The organism is Janthinobacterium sp. EB271-G4-3-2 (assembly GCF_020858035.1).
Classification (GTDB): Bacteria; Pseudomonadota; Gammaproteobacteria; order Burkholderiales; family Burkholderiaceae_D; genus Janthinobacterium; species Janthinobacterium aestuarii.
In genome coordinates this window covers 163,923-180,470 of record NZ_JACYMG010000007.1, presented here as the reverse complement: position 1 = coordinate 180,470, position 16,548 = coordinate 163,923, and the positions used below count along the sequence as shown (strand labels likewise).

The following is a 16,548-nucleotide window of genomic DNA, read 5'->3' as shown; positions in this document are numbered from 1 at the left end:
CAAGGCCGCCCGTGCACCAGCAGGGCGGCCTTGTCTTTTGGCGCCGCTTACATCAGCAGCGCGGCGACCAGGTCTTTCCTGGCGTCGCTGGCGCTGCCGTCGAAGCGCAAGGCCGCTTCCACGTGCGCCAGGTGTTCGACCATCAGGCACGCCGCAAGATCCGCGTCGCCGCCGCGCGCCGCCGCGAGAAAGCGGCCATGTTCGTCGCACGAGCAGGCGGCGTGGCCCGACTGGTACAGCATGGTGATGAGCGAGCTGCGGCCCACCAGTTCGCGCACGATGTCGCGCAGCACGGCGTTGCCGGCGATATCGGCCAGCAGCACGTGGAAGTCGCCCAGCAGTTGCGAGCGCAGCGGCGTCGCCTGGGCCAGCGCCAGGCGTTCCGCTTTCAGGTGCCGCTCCAGCATCCGGTAGTCGGCAGGCCTGGCCCGGGCGACGAATGCGCGCGCCACGGCCGCTTCGATGATGCGCCGGGCGGCAAAGATGTCGCGTGCCTCCGTCTCTGTGGGCTGGCTGACGAAGGCGCCCTTGTCGGGCACCATGCGGATCAGTTTGTCTTTGGACAGGATCAGCAGGGCGGCGCGGATCTTGGTGCGGCTGACGCCGTACAGCCGGCACAGCGCCTCTTCGCGCAGCCGTGTGCCGGGCGGCAATTGGTGCGCCACGATGGCGGCCGCCATGTGTCCGGCAATGTCCGCCGAGCTGTCGCCGCTGCCGGGCTTGTCCACCAGGGATGCGCTGGATTCTGTCATGTCGTGCGAGGGCAATAAACCAGGGACAAGGCGAACCTTGCAAGCGCATGTCCGCGCGGCGGCGTGGTTGACGCCCCGCTGCCGGCATGCCGTTGTGCGCCTTGCGTGTCGGCAAGGCCTGGCTATTCTACTATCTTGCGTCGTGCCGCGCAGACGGGCGCAGCCATCCGGCGAGGCTTGCTCCCTGGCGGCCTGTTTTGCTGGCCATGCAGCAACAACTGGACATGGGAAATTTTGACGTATATAATTCGGCCTCCTTTCCCTGATAGCTCAGTTGGTAGAGCGACGGACTGTTAATCCGCAGGTCCCTGGTTCGAGTCCAGGTCGGGGAGCCAGAACAAGCAATAGCAAAGGGCCGCGTGGCGACACGCGGCCCTTTTGTCATGCGCGCGCGGTTCCCCGTTCGCGCTTTCCATCCCGTCAGTGCATCAACGGCGTGCGCGATGCCGGCCCGCTGGTGGCAGGGGCATGCGCAAGGTGCCCCGGCTCAGGGATCGACAAACACGTCGAAGCGCACCTTGAGCGGGCTGCCCCAGGAGATGTCGACCCAGGCGCGGAAGCCGCCGTTATACGGCGCGATGTTGTACACGGCCATGCGGGCGGCGCCGATAAAACGGTCCTGGGCATTCGCGCCGTATTCGCTGATATTGAGAAATACGCGCGAATTGGCTTTCACGTTGGCATTGACGAAGTTGACCGAAGGATGCACGCCATAGGCCGTCCACGTGTAGTAGGTGGTGAAGGCGGCAGAGCTCAGGTTCAAGTCCTGCGCGGCAGCGCCTTGGGCGCTTTGGCCTTCCTGTTCCATCGGCGTATCGGTTTCTTCCAGCGCCAGGTTGCTGCCTGTGCGATGTTCTACTTTCATTTCCATGATGTACTCCTCATCGATAGTTTGGACGCCGCGCCTGTCGTCGTGCGGCAAGACGCCCTATCTGTGTTGCCGTGACGGCCAGTGTCACGTCCTGGCTGATAAGGTAGCCGCCTGCTCCATGCTGTTGGAGTAATTCATTCTAGGCGTACACAGGGGCGGAAAGCGCGCTGGGCCGCCGGAAAAGCGGCGCGCGATTGTGCTGGCGCAAACACCTTGCAGGCAAGCGGCGAGATCTTTTCCTGGAGGCTATTTTTAAGGGGGCGCCACGCATGCCGTGCAGGACAATGGCACAATAGGCCCAGCCCACCTGTCGATGCGCAACCCCTTGCGAGCCCAGCCCATGCCGATACTGAACCTGAGTGCCGAAACCGATCTCTATTACGAACTGATCGAAGGCGACCACGCCAAGCCCTGCCTGGTATTTCTGCATGAGGGGCTCGGTTGCTGTGCGATGTGGAAAGATTTCCCCGCGCAACTGTGTCAGGCGACGGGCTGCCGCGGCTTGCTGTACGACCGCCACGGCTATGGGCAGTCGTCGCCGCTGGCGGCGCGCCGCCAGCTCCATTATTTGCACGACTACGCGCTGTGCGAGCTGCCGCAAGTGCTGGCGGCACTGCTGCCGGGACAGGACCATTTTCTCGTCGGCCACTCCGATGGCGGCAGCATCGCCCTGATCTATGCGGCGCAGCAGCCGCCGCGCCTGCGCGGCATCATCACCGAAGCGGCGCACGTGTTTGTCGAAGGCATCACGCTCGATGGCATACGCGAGGCGGACGCGGCATTCGGCGCGGGCAAGCTGCGCGCGCTGGCGAAATACCATGGCGACAAGACGGAGACCATCTTCAAGGCCTGGTCGGACACCTGGCTCAGCTATGGATTCCAGTTCTGGAACATCGAATACCTGCTGCCCTCCGTCGAATGCCCGGCGCTGGTGGTGCAGGGCAGCGAGGACCAGTACGGCAGCGCGGCCCAGGTCGACGCGATCGTGGCGCAGGCGCTCAACGCCATGCCCGCCATGGTCGAGCAGTGCGGCCATACGCCGCACTAGGAGCAGCCACAGGCATTGCTGGCGCTGATGGAAGGCTTCTTGCAAGGCCGCATGGACGCGGCCGCTCACCCGCGAACCACATGATAGACCACCTCGATCCCCTGGTATTGAGCGCCCGCGACAAGCGGGTCTGACGTCCCATCGGGCGCGTCGGCGTCAATGGCAGGCGGGATCGCTGTCCCAGCGGCCCGAGCAGATGCGCGAACGGCACAGCATGCCTTCGATCAGGCCCAGCTGCTGACAGCGCTGCAACAGTTCCGCCGTTTCTTCTTCCTGTTTGCGCAGCACCACGTCGCGCATGGGTACCGCCGTGCCTGCTTGCCGGTGCGCATGGGCCACCATCGCCGTCAGCAAGGCGACGTCGCTGTCGCCGGGCGCGGCAGCCGGCTTCGCGCCTTGTGGACGGGCGGCCGCCTGGCGCGCGGGCGGCGGCGTCTTGCGCGGCGCGCTCGAGGCTGCCACCTCGGGCAAGGGCGGTCCCGCCGTATTGACGATGGTGGCCGCCTGCGGCGGGGAGGCCGCCTGTTGCGGCACCGTTGGCGCCGGTATTGCGGGCACCGCCATGGCAATGGCGGGCGCCGGCGGCAGTGGCGGGGCGTCCGTGTCGTAGGCGAGCACGGCCGTGATCAGCACCGCCAGGCATAGCGCGCCAGCGGCTCCGTGCCGCCAGCCGGGGCGCCAGCGCATGGCCGGCATGGCCACAGGCGCGGCGGCGCCGTGTTCGAGCTGCGACAGGATGCCCTTGCCTTCGATGCGCGCGCCAGTCGCGCCGGCCTTGCTCAGCAGGTCAGGACCGCGCGCCTGGCCATCCCCGGTTTTCAGTAAAGACAAAATATCACCTCCGCAGTGGATCAAATTCGACTGACCTTGATGTAAACCGCGCTCATGCGGGCTGCGCACGCCTACGATCTAGCGATACCGCCGAGCAATGGATTGCCCGGCCCCGCCGATTCCCGTCACGGAGCGCCCCATGTTCGTCGCCCTGGTCCTGATGTATTTCTTGCTCGCCTGTTTTGCTTGCTGGCTGCTGCTGTTTCCCGGCGGCCGCGCCATCGTGCTGCACACGCTCGTCAACCTGGGCTGGCGCATGCAGCGGCGCGCGCAGGGCTTGCAGCGGGGCGGCGGCGCGCAGTGGCAGCGCGTGCAGCGGCAAACGGGCTCGGGCATGGCGCGCGTCTGGCAACTGCTGTGGCGGCATCGCTGGCTGAGCCTGGCAGGCAGCGTGCTGGTCGTCGTGCCGCCCGTGCTGGCCTGGCTGTCCAGCGACCGCATCGCCCTGCGCGGTTATGCCGACCAGCAACACGTCATCAATGACCAGGTCAGCGACTTGCTGAAGGGCGAGCAGCTGGTGCCGCCACCGACCTTGCCGCCGTTGCTGTTTTCCACGGCGGAGGTGACGCAGCTGCGCCCGCTGCTGGGCGGCGCCAGCCGCAACTGGCAATTGCTCGACCACGATTTCGCGCAGCGTCTGCTGCTGGTCTTCAAGATCATGAAGGACGTGCATGGCTATGACATGGTCTTGCTGGAAGGCTATCGCAGCCCCGCGCGCCAGGATCAATTGGCGGCGGCCGGCCCGAACGTGACGAACGCGAAGGCGTTTCAAAGCTATCACCAGTATGGCCTGGCCGCCGATTGCGCATTCATGCATGAAGGAAAGCTCATCATTTCTGAAAAAAATGCCTGGGCCATGCGCGGCTACCGTTTATATGGCGTGACGGCCGAATCGGTGGGCCTGCGCTGGGGCGGACGCTGGACCATGATGGATTTTGGCCACACGGAATTGCCGCAACCGCGCGTGCTGGGCAAGTAAGCCGCGCCAGCCATTCTAGCGCCGCATATCGGCCCGAATTTCACAGCTGCAAGTTTGCTTGCGCAGCGTCAATGGCCTGCCGGGGCCTGCCGTGCGCTGGCGCCCGGTACTTGTCGTATGTCAACAAAGGCGTGCCGCATTGCTGTCAGCATGGCCGAATCCGCCTCGCTGCGCGGCGGCGTTCCTCCTGCTTTGCGACCTCACCCTGGGCTCATCATGCTGCGACGACTCTGGTATTTCCTCACCGACAGCCGCAATCTGACCATCTTCGGCTTCGTGGCGCTGGCCGTGTTCCTGTACCTGGGCGCCGAGGTGCTGGAAGTGGCGCTGATCTGGGCCCTGGCCTTGTTGCTGCTGGCCTTTGCCACCTGGCTGGGCCTGTGGCTGTGGCGCCGGCGCCGTGCGCGGCGCGATGCCCAGGCGCTGGGCCAGGCCATCCTCAACGAGGCCGAGATCGCCGCCGCGCAGGCGTCCTCGTCCTCGACGGCCAGCAACACCGAGCAGGGCGAACTCGACGCCGTGCGTTCGGGCATGCTGGCCGCCATCGACACCATCAAGACGTCCAAGCTGGGCCTCAAGTCGGGCGCCGCCGCCCTGTACGAATTGCCGTGGTACATGATCATCGGCAATCCGGCGGCCGGCAAGAGCAGCGCCATCCTGCATTCGGGCCTGCAATTCCCCTTCGCCGACGGCAAGATCGTGCAAGGCGTGGGCGGCACGCGCAACTGCGACTGGTTTTTCACGACGGACGGCATCGTGCTCGACACGGCGGGGCGCTACTCCGTCGTCGACGAGCACCGCGGCGAGTGGTTCGGCTTTCTCGACCTGCTGAAAAAATACCGGCGCAAGGCGCCCATCAACGGCATCCTCATCGCCGTCAGCATCGCTGAGCTGGGCGGCGATCCTGATGTCGGCATGCAACTGGCGCGCAGCCTGCGCAAGCGCGTGCAGGACGTCATCGAACGGCTGGAAGTGTTTGCGCCCCTGTACATCGTGTTTACCAAGGCGGACCTGATCGCCGGCTTCACGGAGTTTTTCGCCGATGCCGAGCGCAGCGAGCGTGAGCGCGTCTGGGGCGCCACCATGCCCTACCAGCGCAAGTTGCCCACGGCCGACTTGCTGGCGTTTTTCGACCAGAGTTTCGATGAATTGCACGATGGCTTGACGGAGCTGAGCCTGGCCAACATGGCGCACCGGCAACGCAAGACGATGGCGCCCGGCGTATTCACCTTCCCACTTGAGTTCGCCGCCATCAAGCCGGCCTTGCGCGCCTTCATCGCCACCCTGTTCGAGGAAAACCCGTTCCAGTTCCAGCCCGTGTTCCGCGGCTTTTATTTCACCAGCGCGCTGCAGGAGGGCGAGCCCGTCAGCGCTTCCTCGCAGCAGGTGGCACGCCGCTTCGACCTGGCCTTCGCGCCGGTCCCGGCTGCCGCGCCCTCGGGCACGCGCCAGCATGGCTATTTCCTGCTGGAGCTGTTCCGCAAGGTGATTTTTGCCGACAAGCACCTAGTGGCCAACTATGCCAACCGCGCCAAGCTGCGTTTCAAATATGCCGTGTTCTTTGCCGCCACGGTGTCGCTGGGCGTCTGCCTGGGCGGCTGGAGCTGGTCCTACCTGGGCAACCGGCAACTGGTGGCCAATGTCGAGGCCGATTTAAATAAAGTGGTCAAGCTGCAGGAGAAGCGGCTGGACTTGCAGTCGCGCCTGGAAGCGCTCGAGATCTTGCAGGACCGCATCGAACAGCTGGACGCGTACCGCACGCAACGGCCGTGGTCATTGCGCCTGGGCCTGTACCAAGGGGAGTTACTTGAACGCAAGCTGCGCGAGGAGTATTTTGCCGGCGCGCGCCAGGTCATGCTGGCCCCCGTGGCGGGCGCGCTGGAAGCCTTGCTGTTCGAGATGAACGCCAGCGCCGACCAGCTGCAGCCCGCGGCGCGCACGCCGCAGACGCCGGCCGCCGCGCCCGCAGCGTCTTCCGCACCGCGCAGCGTGCAGTACCAGGCGGCCAGCGCGACGAATGTGGAAGATGCCTACAACGCGCTGAAAACCTATCTGATGCTGGCCGATAAAACGCATGCGGAAAGCAGCCACCTGAACGACCAGATGACGCGCTTCTGGCGCGGCTGGCTCGAAGGCAACCGGGGCGCCATGCCGCGCGAGCAGATGATACGCAGCGCCGAACGGCTGCTGACGTTTTACCTGGCGCAGATCGGCGACCCGTCCTGGCCGCGCATCGAGCAGAAGCTGGCGCTGGTCGACCAGGCGCGCGAAAATCTGCGCCGCGTGGTGCGCGGCATGCCGGCGCGCGAGCGCGTGTATGCCGACGTCAAGGCGCGCGCCTCGACGCGCTTTCCCGGCATGACGGTGGCGCGCATCGTCGGCGAACAGGATCAGGCGCTGCTGGCGGGCAGCTACGCCGTCTCCGGCGCCTTTACGCGCCAGGCCTGGGAAAAGTTCGTCGAGGGCGCGTTTCGCGACGCCGCCAACCGCGAACTGCAAAGCGCCGACTGGGTGCTGAAAAGCGCTTCCACCGACGACCTGACCCTGGAAGGCAGCCCGGAGCAGATCGAGAAAAACCTCGTGGCCATGTACAAGGCCGACTACGCGCGCGAGTGGCAAAAATTCGTGCAGGGCGTGGCCGTCGCCGACCTGAAGGGTTTTGACGGCGCCGTGCAGGCGATGAACCGCCTGGGCGATCCGCAGTCGTCGCCGATCGCCAAGCTGCTGACGACCATTTATGAGGAAACCTCGTGGGACGATCCGGCGCTGCAAAATGCGCAACTGCGCAAGGCCGAGCGGGGCATCATCGCCTGGTTCAAGGAAACCGTGCTGCGCCGCGCGCCGTCGCAGTTGACGGCCAATCCCGGCCTCAATGCGCAGCTCGATCTGGCCCGCCTGGATAAACCGATGGGTCCCGTGGGGCGCGAATTTGCCGGCGTGGGCAAGCTGGTGGCGGCCAGGGACAACAATGCCTCGCTGATGCGCGCCTACCTGGAAGCGCTGTCGAAACTGCGCAGCCGCCTGAACCAGCTGAAGAACCAGGGCGACGCGGGGCCGGGCGCGCGCCAGTTCATGCAGCAGACCCTGGAGGGTAGCGGCTCCGAGCTGGCCGATGCCCTGAAGCTGGTCGACGAGCAGGTGCTCACGGGGATGAGCGACGCGCAAAAGCAGGCGATACGCCCCATCCTCGTGCGCCCGCTGATGCAGACCTTTGCCGTCATCGTCGCGCCGGCCGAACTCGATATCAACAAGACCTGGGCGGCGCAAGTGTACGAACCGTTCCAGAAATCGCTGGCCAACAAATATCCGTTTGCGCCCACGGCGCGCATCGAGGCGAGCAACCTGGAGATCGGCCAGTTCTTCGGTCCGGAAGGCCTGGTGGCGAAATTCGTCACCACGTCCATGGGCCCCTTGGTGGTGCGGCGCGGCGATGTGCTGGCGCCGCGCACCTGGGCCGACATGGGCATCAGCCTGGCGCCGCAGGTGGTGGCGCGCTTCCCCGGCTGGATCGCGCCGCTGGGTGCGGGCGGCGTGGCGGCCACCTCGACGGCGGCGCAAACCGTGTTCCAGATCCAGCCGTCGCCCGCACCCGGCACGCTGGAATACACGGTGGAGATCGACGGCCAGCAGCTGCGCTACCGTAATACCCCGGCGCAGTGGACGAACATGGTCCATCCGGGGCCGCAGGGCGCGGCGGGCCAGCAGGGCGCGCGCATCACGGCCGTCACCTTCGACGGGCGCACGGTGGAACTGTTCAACGAACCGGGGCAATTCGGCTTGAAGCGCATGATCGACGCGGCGGCCAAGAAGCGCAAGGATGGCGGCGTGTTCGAACTGCGCTGGGCGCGCGGCGACGTGGCCGTGGCGGTCGACCTGAAAATCACCAGCAGCGCCGAGACGACAGGCGCCGGGTCTGCCACGGCGGTGCAGGATCAGGGCTTTCGCGGCATGCAATTGCCCGAGACGATCGTCGGCATGCCGGGCGTTCCCGTGCCAGTCATGGCCGCAGTTGCGGCGACCGGGGTGGCGCCATGATGCGCGCGCAACAGCAGGTGCGCCTCGGCTACTTCGGCAAGATCCCCGCGCGCGGCGATTTCATCAAGGCTTGCGACAATCACGCGCTGGTGCAGCTGCTCGACGACTGGCTGGCGCAGGTCATGACTGCCCTGACGGTGGAACCGCGCTGGAAGCTCAATTACGACGCCTTGCCGCCGCTGCGCTTTGCCTTCGTCGGCACGCGCAGCCGGCACGCCATCGCCGGACGCCTGGAAGCGAGCAACGACCAGTCGCTGCGGCGCTTTCCCTTCATGGCCATGGGCGCGCTCGAAGTCGATGACGCCGAAGCCTTTGTCGCTTGCAGCCCGCTGGCGCTGGCGCCCCTGTGGCAGCGGGTGGAGCAGCTGTCGCAAGGCATCGTGGCCAGCGCAGAACCGGGGCCGGCCCTGCTGGCGCTGGCCGGCAACGTGGTGGAAGTCGAACCGGCCGCGCCTAGCCATGCGGCGCGGCTAGCCGCCTTTTTGCAAGCGCAGACCGTGCATGGCCTGCAAGCGATGCTCGCTTCTCCCGCGTTCCCCGTGACGGTGCGCGAACTGCTGCTGGGCCTGGGCCTGCTGCTGAGGCCTGTACGCCAGAGCGGCTTGCCGCGCCTGGAGAAAAGCCTGGTGCTGCCGCTACCGCAAGACGTGCAGCTGCGCGAACTGGTGGCGAGCTTCTGGCTGCACCTGATCGCGCCTTTCCTGCGCCAGGCCGATTTCGAACTTGCCCTGTTCTTTTCTCACATCGACGAGGCGCCCGTGCTGGTGATCGGCTTTTGCGGCGCCGACCCGGATGGTTTGCGCGCGCTGATCGACCCGCAGGCCGGCAGCGAACGGCTGATCGTGTTCGACCAGCTGGACTGGGTCGAGGAGCAGCTGGGACACGGCGCGGCGCTGCGCCGGTTTTCCGTCTGCCTGCAGCAGGAGCAGCTGTCGCTGCGCTCGGCCTGTGCCATGTTTGCCGATACCTTTGCCTGAAGGACCGCGATGAAATCTTATGCCATTTTCCTACTGCTTGCCGTGGCCGTTCCCTGCCGCGTCCAGGCGCAAGCGCAAGCACCCCAGACGCCGATGCCGGGGCAGATCCTCGTCACGGGTACCCTGGCCGACGAGGCGGGCAAGGCGGCCGTGCTGGCCCGTCTGCGCGAACTGTATGGCGCCGAGCGCGTGGTCGACCAGATCACCATCGGCAACGTGGCCGTGCCGGCCAACTGGAACGCCTACGTGCACAAGCTGATCGCGCCGAACCTGAAGCTCATTTCACGCGGGCAGATCAGCATCGACGGCAACAACGTCAGCGTGCGCGGTGAAGTGGCGAACGAGGCGCAGCGCCAGCAGATCGCCAGCGACATCGCCACCAGCCTCAATCCCACCTACATCGTCAACAACGGCTTGCGCGTCAAGGCGGCCGAGGCCGAGCAGGGCCTGCTCGATGCGGCGCTCGATAAACGCATCATCGAATTCGACAGCGGCAAGGCCACCATCACGCCGGCCGGCCTGGCCATCCTCGACGAGATGGCGGCCGTCATGCTCAAGCTGCGCGGACGCAAGGTGGAAGTGATCGGTCACACGGACGACACGGGCCTGCGCGCCAGCAATGTGGCCCTGAGCCAGGCGCGCGCCGAAGCCGTGCACGCTTACCTAGCCAGCAAGGGCATCGCGGCCGATTCCGTGCTGGTGTCGGGCCAGGGGCCGGACCGTCCCGTGGCCAGCAACGCCACGGCCGATGGCCGGGCGAGAAACCGGCGCATCGAGTTCCGCATTGCTCAATGATCCGCGCCCAATGATCAGGGCAGAGTAATGGTCAGGTGCGCGGGCTGCGGCGCCAGCTTGACCAGGTCCGCATACGCGGCCAGGGTCGTTTGCGTGCCGCGCGTCAGATGCGTTTTCAGACCCAGGTAGGCGCAGATGGCCAGCAGGGCGAAAAAGCTCGACAGCGCCCACAGCGGCACGTCGCTGCCACGCTTGTTGACCACCTGGTCGGGGCGTTCCGCGCGCGGCGCGAAGCCACGGCTCTTGCCCTTGATGTGGGCGATCTCGTCGCCCAGGCGCGCCGTCAGGTAGCTGAGTTTTTCGCCGCCGTCGATCGCATACTTGCCCTGGAATCCCAGTAATAAACACATGTGGAAGACCTGCAGCGCCTGCACGCGCATGGCGCCCTTGCCGCGCAAGGCGTCGAGGCGGTCGAAGAAGTGTTCGCCGGCCAGCTGGTCGCCGAAGATCAGCAGCTGCAGCGGGCGCCGCTCCCACTGTTTGCGGAGGGCGAAAGGCGAGGCCAGGATGATTTCATCGACGGCCGCGCAGAACGCATACTTGGCCGCCTCGATATCGTCGCCATCGGCGCGTAATTTTTTCGCCTCGCGTTCGAAGTCATCGAGGAAGGCCGTGATGCGGTCCATGAAGCTTTGCTCGTCGCCGGGCGCCGAACCGTGCTTCAGCATGAACAGCATATAAAAGCCTTCGTGCATCAGGTCCAGCAGGGCGCTGCCGGCATGCCGGCTGCTGCCCGCAGGGGCGCAACCGCGTTGTCCCAGCAGGGAGGGCGCCGCGCGCCGTTCGATGAGCTGGCTCATGCCGTCACCGCGATCAGTTCCAGCTGCAGGTCACGTATGCCGGCCGGCACGTAGACGGAAATCGACTGCGCCTTGAGCATCTGCTCATACAGCACGCCGCGGTTTTCAATCGCAAAATAATAGGTGTCTGGGCGCATGGGAATGGCGGCCGGCACTTGCGGCGCATGCGACAGCTTCAGGCCGGGCATGGCCGTGAGCACGCATTTTTCCACGTCGTCTGGCGCGCCCACTTTTACGCGCAGCGGCACCACGTCGACCAGTTCGATGGCGGGCATGGCGGCGCGAATCGCCAGGTACAAGGTGGTGTGCTGGTCGATCTTGCCCGAATCGAGCTTGCCCAGGTAGTACGACGGCTTGTCCTCGAGCAGGGCGATGGAAAAATACTTCGACGAGATGACGGTGTCGAGCAGTTCGCGGATGATCGCGTCGATGGCGTCGAAGCACGCGCCCGGCTGCGCGTGGTCGTAGGCGGGCAGGCTGGCCAGGGTGTAATGCTTGGAGTAGCTGAGCAGGCCGCCCGCCAGGCCCAGCAGCGCTTCGTACAGGCGCTCCGGATGCAGGGCCGGATGACGCACATAGTGCATCAGGGCGGCGGCGGCCGTGCTGACCGTGTGCAGCAGCCAGAAAGACGACACGTCGCCCGAGCGGAACTCGATCACGTTGCGGCTCGGTTCGCGATGGTGGCCGTGCAGCGCGTTCACTTTCGCCTGCAAGGCGTCGAGCAGGTGTTCCAGCACGCCCTGCAGGCGCGGCGCGCCGGCGATCGCCAGGCTGGGCGCCATGAACGAGGGCACGGGTTCGAAGCCGCCCGACACCGTGCGCCGCAGGGCGATCAGCGGCAGGCAGTCGTAGGAGCCGCGCGCTTCGCTGTCGGGAATCAGGCGCACGGTTTTCTTCAGGTAGGCCACGTCGGCCACGGCGGACTCCGTAAACAGGTCGGGCGTGGCGCGCATGGCGTGCGCGAAGCGCGTGCTGGCCGGCGTGCCCGCCGCCTGCAGCGTGTAATTCATGCCTTCGCGGTTGAGGATGGGCAGCGCCGCATAATACGTCACTTCCTGCACGGCCGGCGGCAGCGCTTCCAGGTCCACGGGCGGGGGCAGGGTGTCGCTGCCGGGCGCGCCGTCGCCCAGCGCCTCGAATACTTCGCCGTCGCGGAAGATCGCCGACAGCGCTTGCAGGCGCAGGGTGCCCGTCTTCAGCGCCGCCAGGTCCCACGCCATGTGCGCCACGCCCCACAGGTAGGGATGCAGCGCGCTGGCCGTGTGATGCAGGCGCGCTTCGTGATACTGATCCTGGCGCTGGAAATGCTGCGGCCGCAGGAACAGGCCTTCTCCCCACAAGACTTTCGCTGCCATGCCCATTTCGTTTCTCCTTGTATGTGTGGCGTGTCTGTTCGTGTTACTGGCAGCGCGGGGCCGACAGCGCGGCCACCCCGCTGATGCTGAGCGCGCAGGCGTGCAGGCCAACGGTGATGCCGCCGCGTTCCGCATCGGCGGCGGCAAAGGTGGCGCGCCAGCGCTGCGCGGCGGGCGCGCGGAACAGGGCCACGACGCCGATGAAATACGCTTCCTTGCTGACTTTTTCCTGTACTTCGTAACGCTGGCCTGGCACCAGCAGCACCTCTTTGACTTCCATCAGGTCGGCGCCCAGCGCGGCCTTTTCGCGCTGCGTGTCGAGGAAGCTGTCGTACGGTGCCTGTTCGAAGGCGGCGCTCTGGCGCAGCTTATAGATGCGCGCCACCAGGGCCAGCGGCCGGCCCTCGGCATCGGTGTTGAGGCGCTGCGCCGCATGCAGGCGGATGCTGACATTGCGCGGCGGCTTGTGTGCATCGGGCAGTTCATGCGGCGGCTTGGCCACGCCGGCCATTTGCAGCGCCGCGTTGGCCAGGGTGCCGATGGCGCCGCCCGCGCAGCCGGCCTGCGACGACGCCAGCAACAGTAGCGCGGTGGCGCGGGCCAGACGGCGGAGCATGGCGTCAAATGGCATGGGCGACCTTTGCAAAAAATGAAGGGTGGAAATAAAAGTGTTGCAGTCATTTAAGCGCATGCACTGGCGGCCTGCTTGCGTTGGCGCAAGATCGGCCTGCGATCAAGACAATTACTGCGCCAGATCAGGATTCATGGCGCTGTACGCGGCTGTGATGTGGAACTTCTTCTTTGCTGATTAATCTCAATTTGGCAAAAAATTGCCGATCAATAATAGTCTCCACCAAGGCGCCGCCCATCTTTCCCAGCGGTAGCGTCCTCCACGTGAAGGAGTGCCCGATGAAGCCAGTCAGCATCTTGCCCCGTATTGCCTGCCTCGCCAGCGCCTTGCTGTTGGCCGCCTGCGCCACGCCGGAACAGCCGGCGTCCCAAAAACCTGCCGCGCCGACCCTGGCGCAAGTGATGAGCGACGCCGATGCGGCGGCGCGCGCCGGCCAGTACGAGCGTGCCATGACCCTGCTACAACGCGGCGGCACCAGCTACCCGGCCGACAAGGCGCCATGGCTGCAAATGGCGCAGATGAAGTTCGACCGCGGCCAGTACGGCGACGCCATCGGCCATGCGCTCGAAGCGCTGGAGCGCGACCCGGACGACAAGGTGGCGAACAGCATCGTCGCCGTCAGCGGCTTGCGCCTGTCCGGCAAGGCGCTGGCCGACCTGTCGCGGCAAAACAATCTGAATGGCTCGCTGCGTTCGGAAGCGCAGGACCTGGCCAAATTGCTGCGCGCGAGCATCGGCGAAGACGTGCTGGTGCCGCCGGCCAAGCGCCCGCCGGCGGCCGGCAAGCGCGCTTCCGCATCCGGCTCCGGCACGCCGGCGGCGAAGGGCGCGGCGGCGCCAGGCAGCACGGCCGACCCGTTCAGCGGCCTGAAATAAGCGAGCATCCCCACCATCCCCTTGCAAAGGAAGCGACATGCCCAAGTCCGACAGCGTGCAAAAACGCTTGCAAAAGGTACGCGCGCCGCGCGTGCAAATGACCTATGACGTCGAGATTGGCGACGCGATTGAAAACAAGGAGCTGCCCTTCGTGGTCGGCGTGCTCGGTGATTTTGGCGGCAATCCGGACAGCGAGAAAAAACGTCTGAAGGACCGCAAGTTCGTCGCCATCGACAGCGACAACTTCGACGAAGTGCTGGCCGGCGTGGAGCCGGTGGCCCGTTTCGCCGTGCCGAACCGCCTCAGCGAGGCGGGCGGCACGTTCGCCGTTGACCTGCACTTCCGCTCGATGGATGACTTTCGCCCCGAATCGGTGGTGCGCCAGGTCGACCCCTTGCGCAAGCTGCTCGAAGCGCGCACCAAGCTGGCCGACCTGCGCAACAAGCTGGCCGGCAACGACAAGCTGGAAGACTTGCTGACGGAAGTGCTGAACAACACGGACAGCCTGGCCGCCCTGAAACCGCAGTTCCCGGCGCAGGAGGATTGAGATGAGCGCCCAGGCAGAAGCCCTTGCAGTATCGGCCGCCAATGCGCCGGCCGCCACCGACTTGCTCGACCAGATCGTCGAGCAAAGCCGCGTCGCCAAGTCCGGCGCCGAACATGCGCGCGCGCGTGACCTGATCTCCGAGCTGGTGGCGCAGGTGCTCGATGGCACGGTACTGATGTCCAGCAGCCTGTCGGCCACGCTGGACGGGCGCGTGGCGGAGATCGACCGCCTGATCTCGGCCCAGCTCAGTGAAATCATGCACGCGGCGCCGTTCCAGCAGCTCGAGCAAAGCTGGACGGGACTGCGCTACCTGGTCGGCAATTCCGATACGGGCACGCGTTTGCAGATCCGCATGTTCAACGCCACCAAGCGCGAACTGGTGAAGGATTTCCAGGCCGCGCTGGAGTTCGACCAGAGCAGCATGTTCAAGAAGGTGTATGAAGAGGAATTCGGCACCTTCGGCGGCGCGCCGTTCGCCGCGCTGCTGGGCGACTTCGCCATCTCGCGCCAGCCGGAAGACATCTATTTCGTCGAGCAGATGTCGCACATCGCCGCCGCCGCGCATGCGCCGTTCATCGCCTCGGCCGCTCCGGAACTGTTTGGCCTGGAAAGCTACGGCGACTTGGGCAAGCCGCGCGACTTGGCCAAGGTGTTCGATACCATCGAGTACGCGAAATGGAAAGCCTTCCGCGAATCCGAGGATGCGCGCTACGTCGGCCTGACCTTGCCCCGCTTCCTGGGCCGGCTGCCGTTCAATCCCGTCGATGGCACCACGGTCGAAGGTTTTAATTATGTCGAGGAAGTCGACGGCAGCGACCATCACAAATACCTGTGGTGTAACGCCGCGTATGCGTTCGGCTGCAAGCTGACGCGCGCCTTTGCCGACTACGGCTGGTGCGCCGCCATCCGCGGCGTGGAGGGCGGCGGCCTGGTGGACGACCTGCCCACCCACACCTTCAAGACGGACGAGGGCGACGTGGCCCTGAAATGCCCGGCCGAAGTGGCGATCACCGACCGCCGCGAAAAGGAATTGTCGGACCTGGGCTTCATCTCGCTGGTGCACTGCAAGAACACGGCGTATGCGGCGTTTTTCGGCGCCCAGTCGGCGCAGAAAAGCCGCAAGTACAACAGCGACGCGGCCAACGCGAACGCGGTGCTGTCGTCGCAACTGCAGTACATCTTCGCCGTCTCGCGCATCGCCCACTATATGAAGGCCATGATGCGCGACAAGATCGGCAGCTTTGCCGCCGCCTCCAACGTGGAAGATTTTTTGAACCGCTGGCTGATGCAGTACGTGCTGCTCGACGATAACGCCAGCCAGGAACAGAAGGCGCAGTTCCCGCTGCGCGAGGCCTCCGTGCAAGTGCATGAAGTGCCGGGCCGGCCCGGCGTGTACCGCGCCGTATCGTTCCTGCGGCCGCACTTCCAGCTCGATGAATTATCCGTTTCGCTCCGACTGGTCGCGGAGTTGCCGAAGTCGACCAATTCCTGATTCCCCCATCTTTCAACCACAGGAGCACACCATGGCAATCGATGTATATCTGCAGATAGACGGCATCAAGGGCGAGTCCACCGATGACAAGCACAAGGACTGGATCGAGTGCAAATCGGTCAGCTGGAGCGTCGAGCAGCCGAAGTCAGCCACCGCCTCGACGGGCGGCGGCCACACGGCGGAACGCTGCGAGCACAAGGACATCGTCATCTCCAAGCTGGCCGACCTGGCCTCGCCGGTGCTGCTGCAGACCTGCTCGGCCGGCAAGACCATCCCCAAGGCGCGCTTCGAATTCATGCGCGCCGACGGCCAGGGCGAGCGCGTCAAGTACTTTGAAATCGAAATCGAGAATGTGCTGATCGGCGCCGTGACGCCGAACGTGGAAGAGGGCGACATCCTCGGTGAACACGTCGGCTTCAAGTTCTCGAAAGTGAAGTGGAAATACACGCAGCAAAAAGTGACGGGCGGCGCCGGCGGCAATACCTCGGGCGGCTGGGACCTGGCCGCGAACCGCGTGGCTTGATCGATGGTGCGCGGCGCGCAGCGGCCACCAACGCCCG

14 protein-coding genes, 1 tRNA gene and 1 pseudogene are annotated in these 16,548 nt (G+C 65.6%); 10 read left to right on the top strand and 6 right to left on the bottom strand.

The annotated features are described in order from the left end of the window. Positions 1–47: 47 nt before the first annotated feature. Positions 48–752, bottom strand: coding sequence for a GntR family transcriptional regulator (locus IGS55_RS16605; protein ID WP_268991972.1), 705 nt, complete (start codon positions 750–752; stop codon positions 48–50). Positions 753–1,011: 259 nt separating this feature from the next. On the opposite strand from IGS55_RS16605, the gene IGS55_RS16600 reads away from it, so the two are divergent. Then, positions 1,012–1,087, top strand: a tRNA-Asn gene (locus IGS55_RS16600). Positions 1,088–1,239: 152 nt separating this feature from the next. Here the strand turns inward: IGS55_RS16600 and IGS55_RS16595 are convergent. After that, positions 1,240–1,623, bottom strand: a complete 384-nt coding sequence (locus tag IGS55_RS16595) for a hypothetical protein (protein ID WP_230517928.1) — start codon at positions 1,621–1,623, stop codon at positions 1,240–1,242. A gap of 340 nt (positions 1,624–1,963) precedes the next feature. Here IGS55_RS16595 and IGS55_RS16590 point away from each other — a divergent pair. After that, a pseudogene (locus IGS55_RS16590) lies at positions 1,964–2,668 on the top strand (alpha/beta fold hydrolase); the annotation flags it as partial. Between the two features lie 159 nt (positions 2,669–2,827). On the opposite strand, the gene IGS55_RS16585 reads toward IGS55_RS16590, so the two are convergent. Continuing rightward, positions 2,828–3,502 (bottom strand): hypothetical protein, encoded by a 675-nt coding sequence (locus IGS55_RS16585; protein WP_230517930.1) that lies wholly within the window; start codon positions 3,500–3,502, stop codon positions 2,828–2,830. 139 nt (positions 3,503–3,641) lie between these two features. Between IGS55_RS16585 and IGS55_RS16580 the strand changes: the two genes are divergently transcribed. From IGS55_RS16580 to IGS55_RS16565, 4 genes are all read left to right on the top strand, one after another. Continuing rightward, positions 3,642–4,481, top strand: a complete 840-nt coding sequence (locus IGS55_RS16580; RefSeq protein ID WP_230517931.1) for a M15 family metallopeptidase — start codon at positions 3,642–3,644, stop codon at positions 4,479–4,481. A 216-nt stretch (positions 4,482–4,697) separates the two neighbouring features. Then, positions 4,698–8,516 carry a type VI secretion system membrane subunit TssM gene (gene tssM, locus IGS55_RS16575; protein WP_230517932.1) on the top strand — a complete coding sequence of 1,273 codons (3,819 nt, stop codon included), beginning with the start codon at positions 4,698–4,700 and terminating at the stop codon, positions 8,514–8,516. Continuing rightward, positions 8,513–9,493, top strand: a complete 981-nt coding sequence (gene tagF / locus IGS55_RS16570) for a type VI secretion system-associated protein TagF (RefSeq protein WP_230517933.1) — start codon at positions 8,513–8,515, stop codon at positions 9,491–9,493. Before tssM ends, tagF begins: the two co-directional genes overlap by 4 nt. A gap of 9 nt (positions 9,494–9,502) precedes the next feature. Next, a complete protein-coding gene (locus IGS55_RS16565) occupies positions 9,503–10,288 on the top strand; it encodes an OmpA family protein (protein WP_230517934.1) in 786 nt (261 codons plus the stop codon). 14 nt (positions 10,289–10,302) lie between these two features. Here IGS55_RS16565 and icmH read toward each other — a convergent pair whose 3' ends face one another. From icmH to tssJ, 3 genes are read right to left on the bottom strand one after another with little or no spacing between them, the layout of a single operon-like run. Continuing rightward, a complete protein-coding gene (gene icmH, locus IGS55_RS16560; RefSeq protein ID WP_230517935.1) occupies positions 10,303–11,088 on the bottom strand; it encodes a type IVB secretion system protein IcmH/DotU in 786 nt (261 codons plus the stop codon). Further along, a complete protein-coding gene (gene tssK, locus IGS55_RS16555) occupies positions 11,085–12,449 on the bottom strand; it encodes a type VI secretion system baseplate subunit TssK (RefSeq protein WP_230517936.1) in 1,365 nt (454 codons plus the stop codon). Before tssK ends, icmH begins: the two co-directional genes overlap by 4 nt. Positions 12,450–12,486: 37 nt before the next feature. Then, on the bottom strand, positions 12,487–13,074 hold the full coding sequence (tssJ, locus tag IGS55_RS16550) for a type VI secretion system lipoprotein TssJ (protein ID WP_230517937.1): 588 nt from the start codon (positions 13,072–13,074) through the stop codon (positions 12,487–12,489). 278 nt (positions 13,075–13,352) lie between these two features. Here tssJ and IGS55_RS16545 point away from each other — a divergent pair, with 278 nt between their 5' ends. From IGS55_RS16545 to IGS55_RS16530, 4 genes are read left to right on the top strand one after another with little or no spacing between them, the layout of a single operon-like run. Next, positions 13,353–13,949: a hypothetical protein gene (locus IGS55_RS16545; RefSeq protein ID WP_230517938.1), complete on the top strand. Its 597-nt coding sequence runs from the start codon at positions 13,353–13,355 to the stop codon at positions 13,947–13,949. Positions 13,950–13,986: 37 nt separating this feature from the next. Next, a complete protein-coding gene (tssB, locus tag IGS55_RS16540) occupies positions 13,987–14,496 on the top strand; it encodes a type VI secretion system contractile sheath small subunit (protein ID WP_230517939.1) in 510 nt (169 codons plus the stop codon). 1 nt (position 14,497) lies between these two features. Continuing rightward, positions 14,498–15,988, top strand: a complete 1,491-nt coding sequence (gene tssC, locus IGS55_RS16535; RefSeq protein ID WP_230517940.1) for a type VI secretion system contractile sheath large subunit — start codon at positions 14,498–14,500, stop codon at positions 15,986–15,988. A gap of 31 nt (positions 15,989–16,019) precedes the next feature. Further along, complete coding sequence (locus tag IGS55_RS16530) at positions 16,020–16,511, top strand: Hcp family type VI secretion system effector (protein ID WP_034750126.1); 492 nt, start codon at positions 16,020–16,022, stop codon at positions 16,509–16,511. The last annotated feature ends 37 nt before the right edge of the window (positions 16,512–16,548 follow it).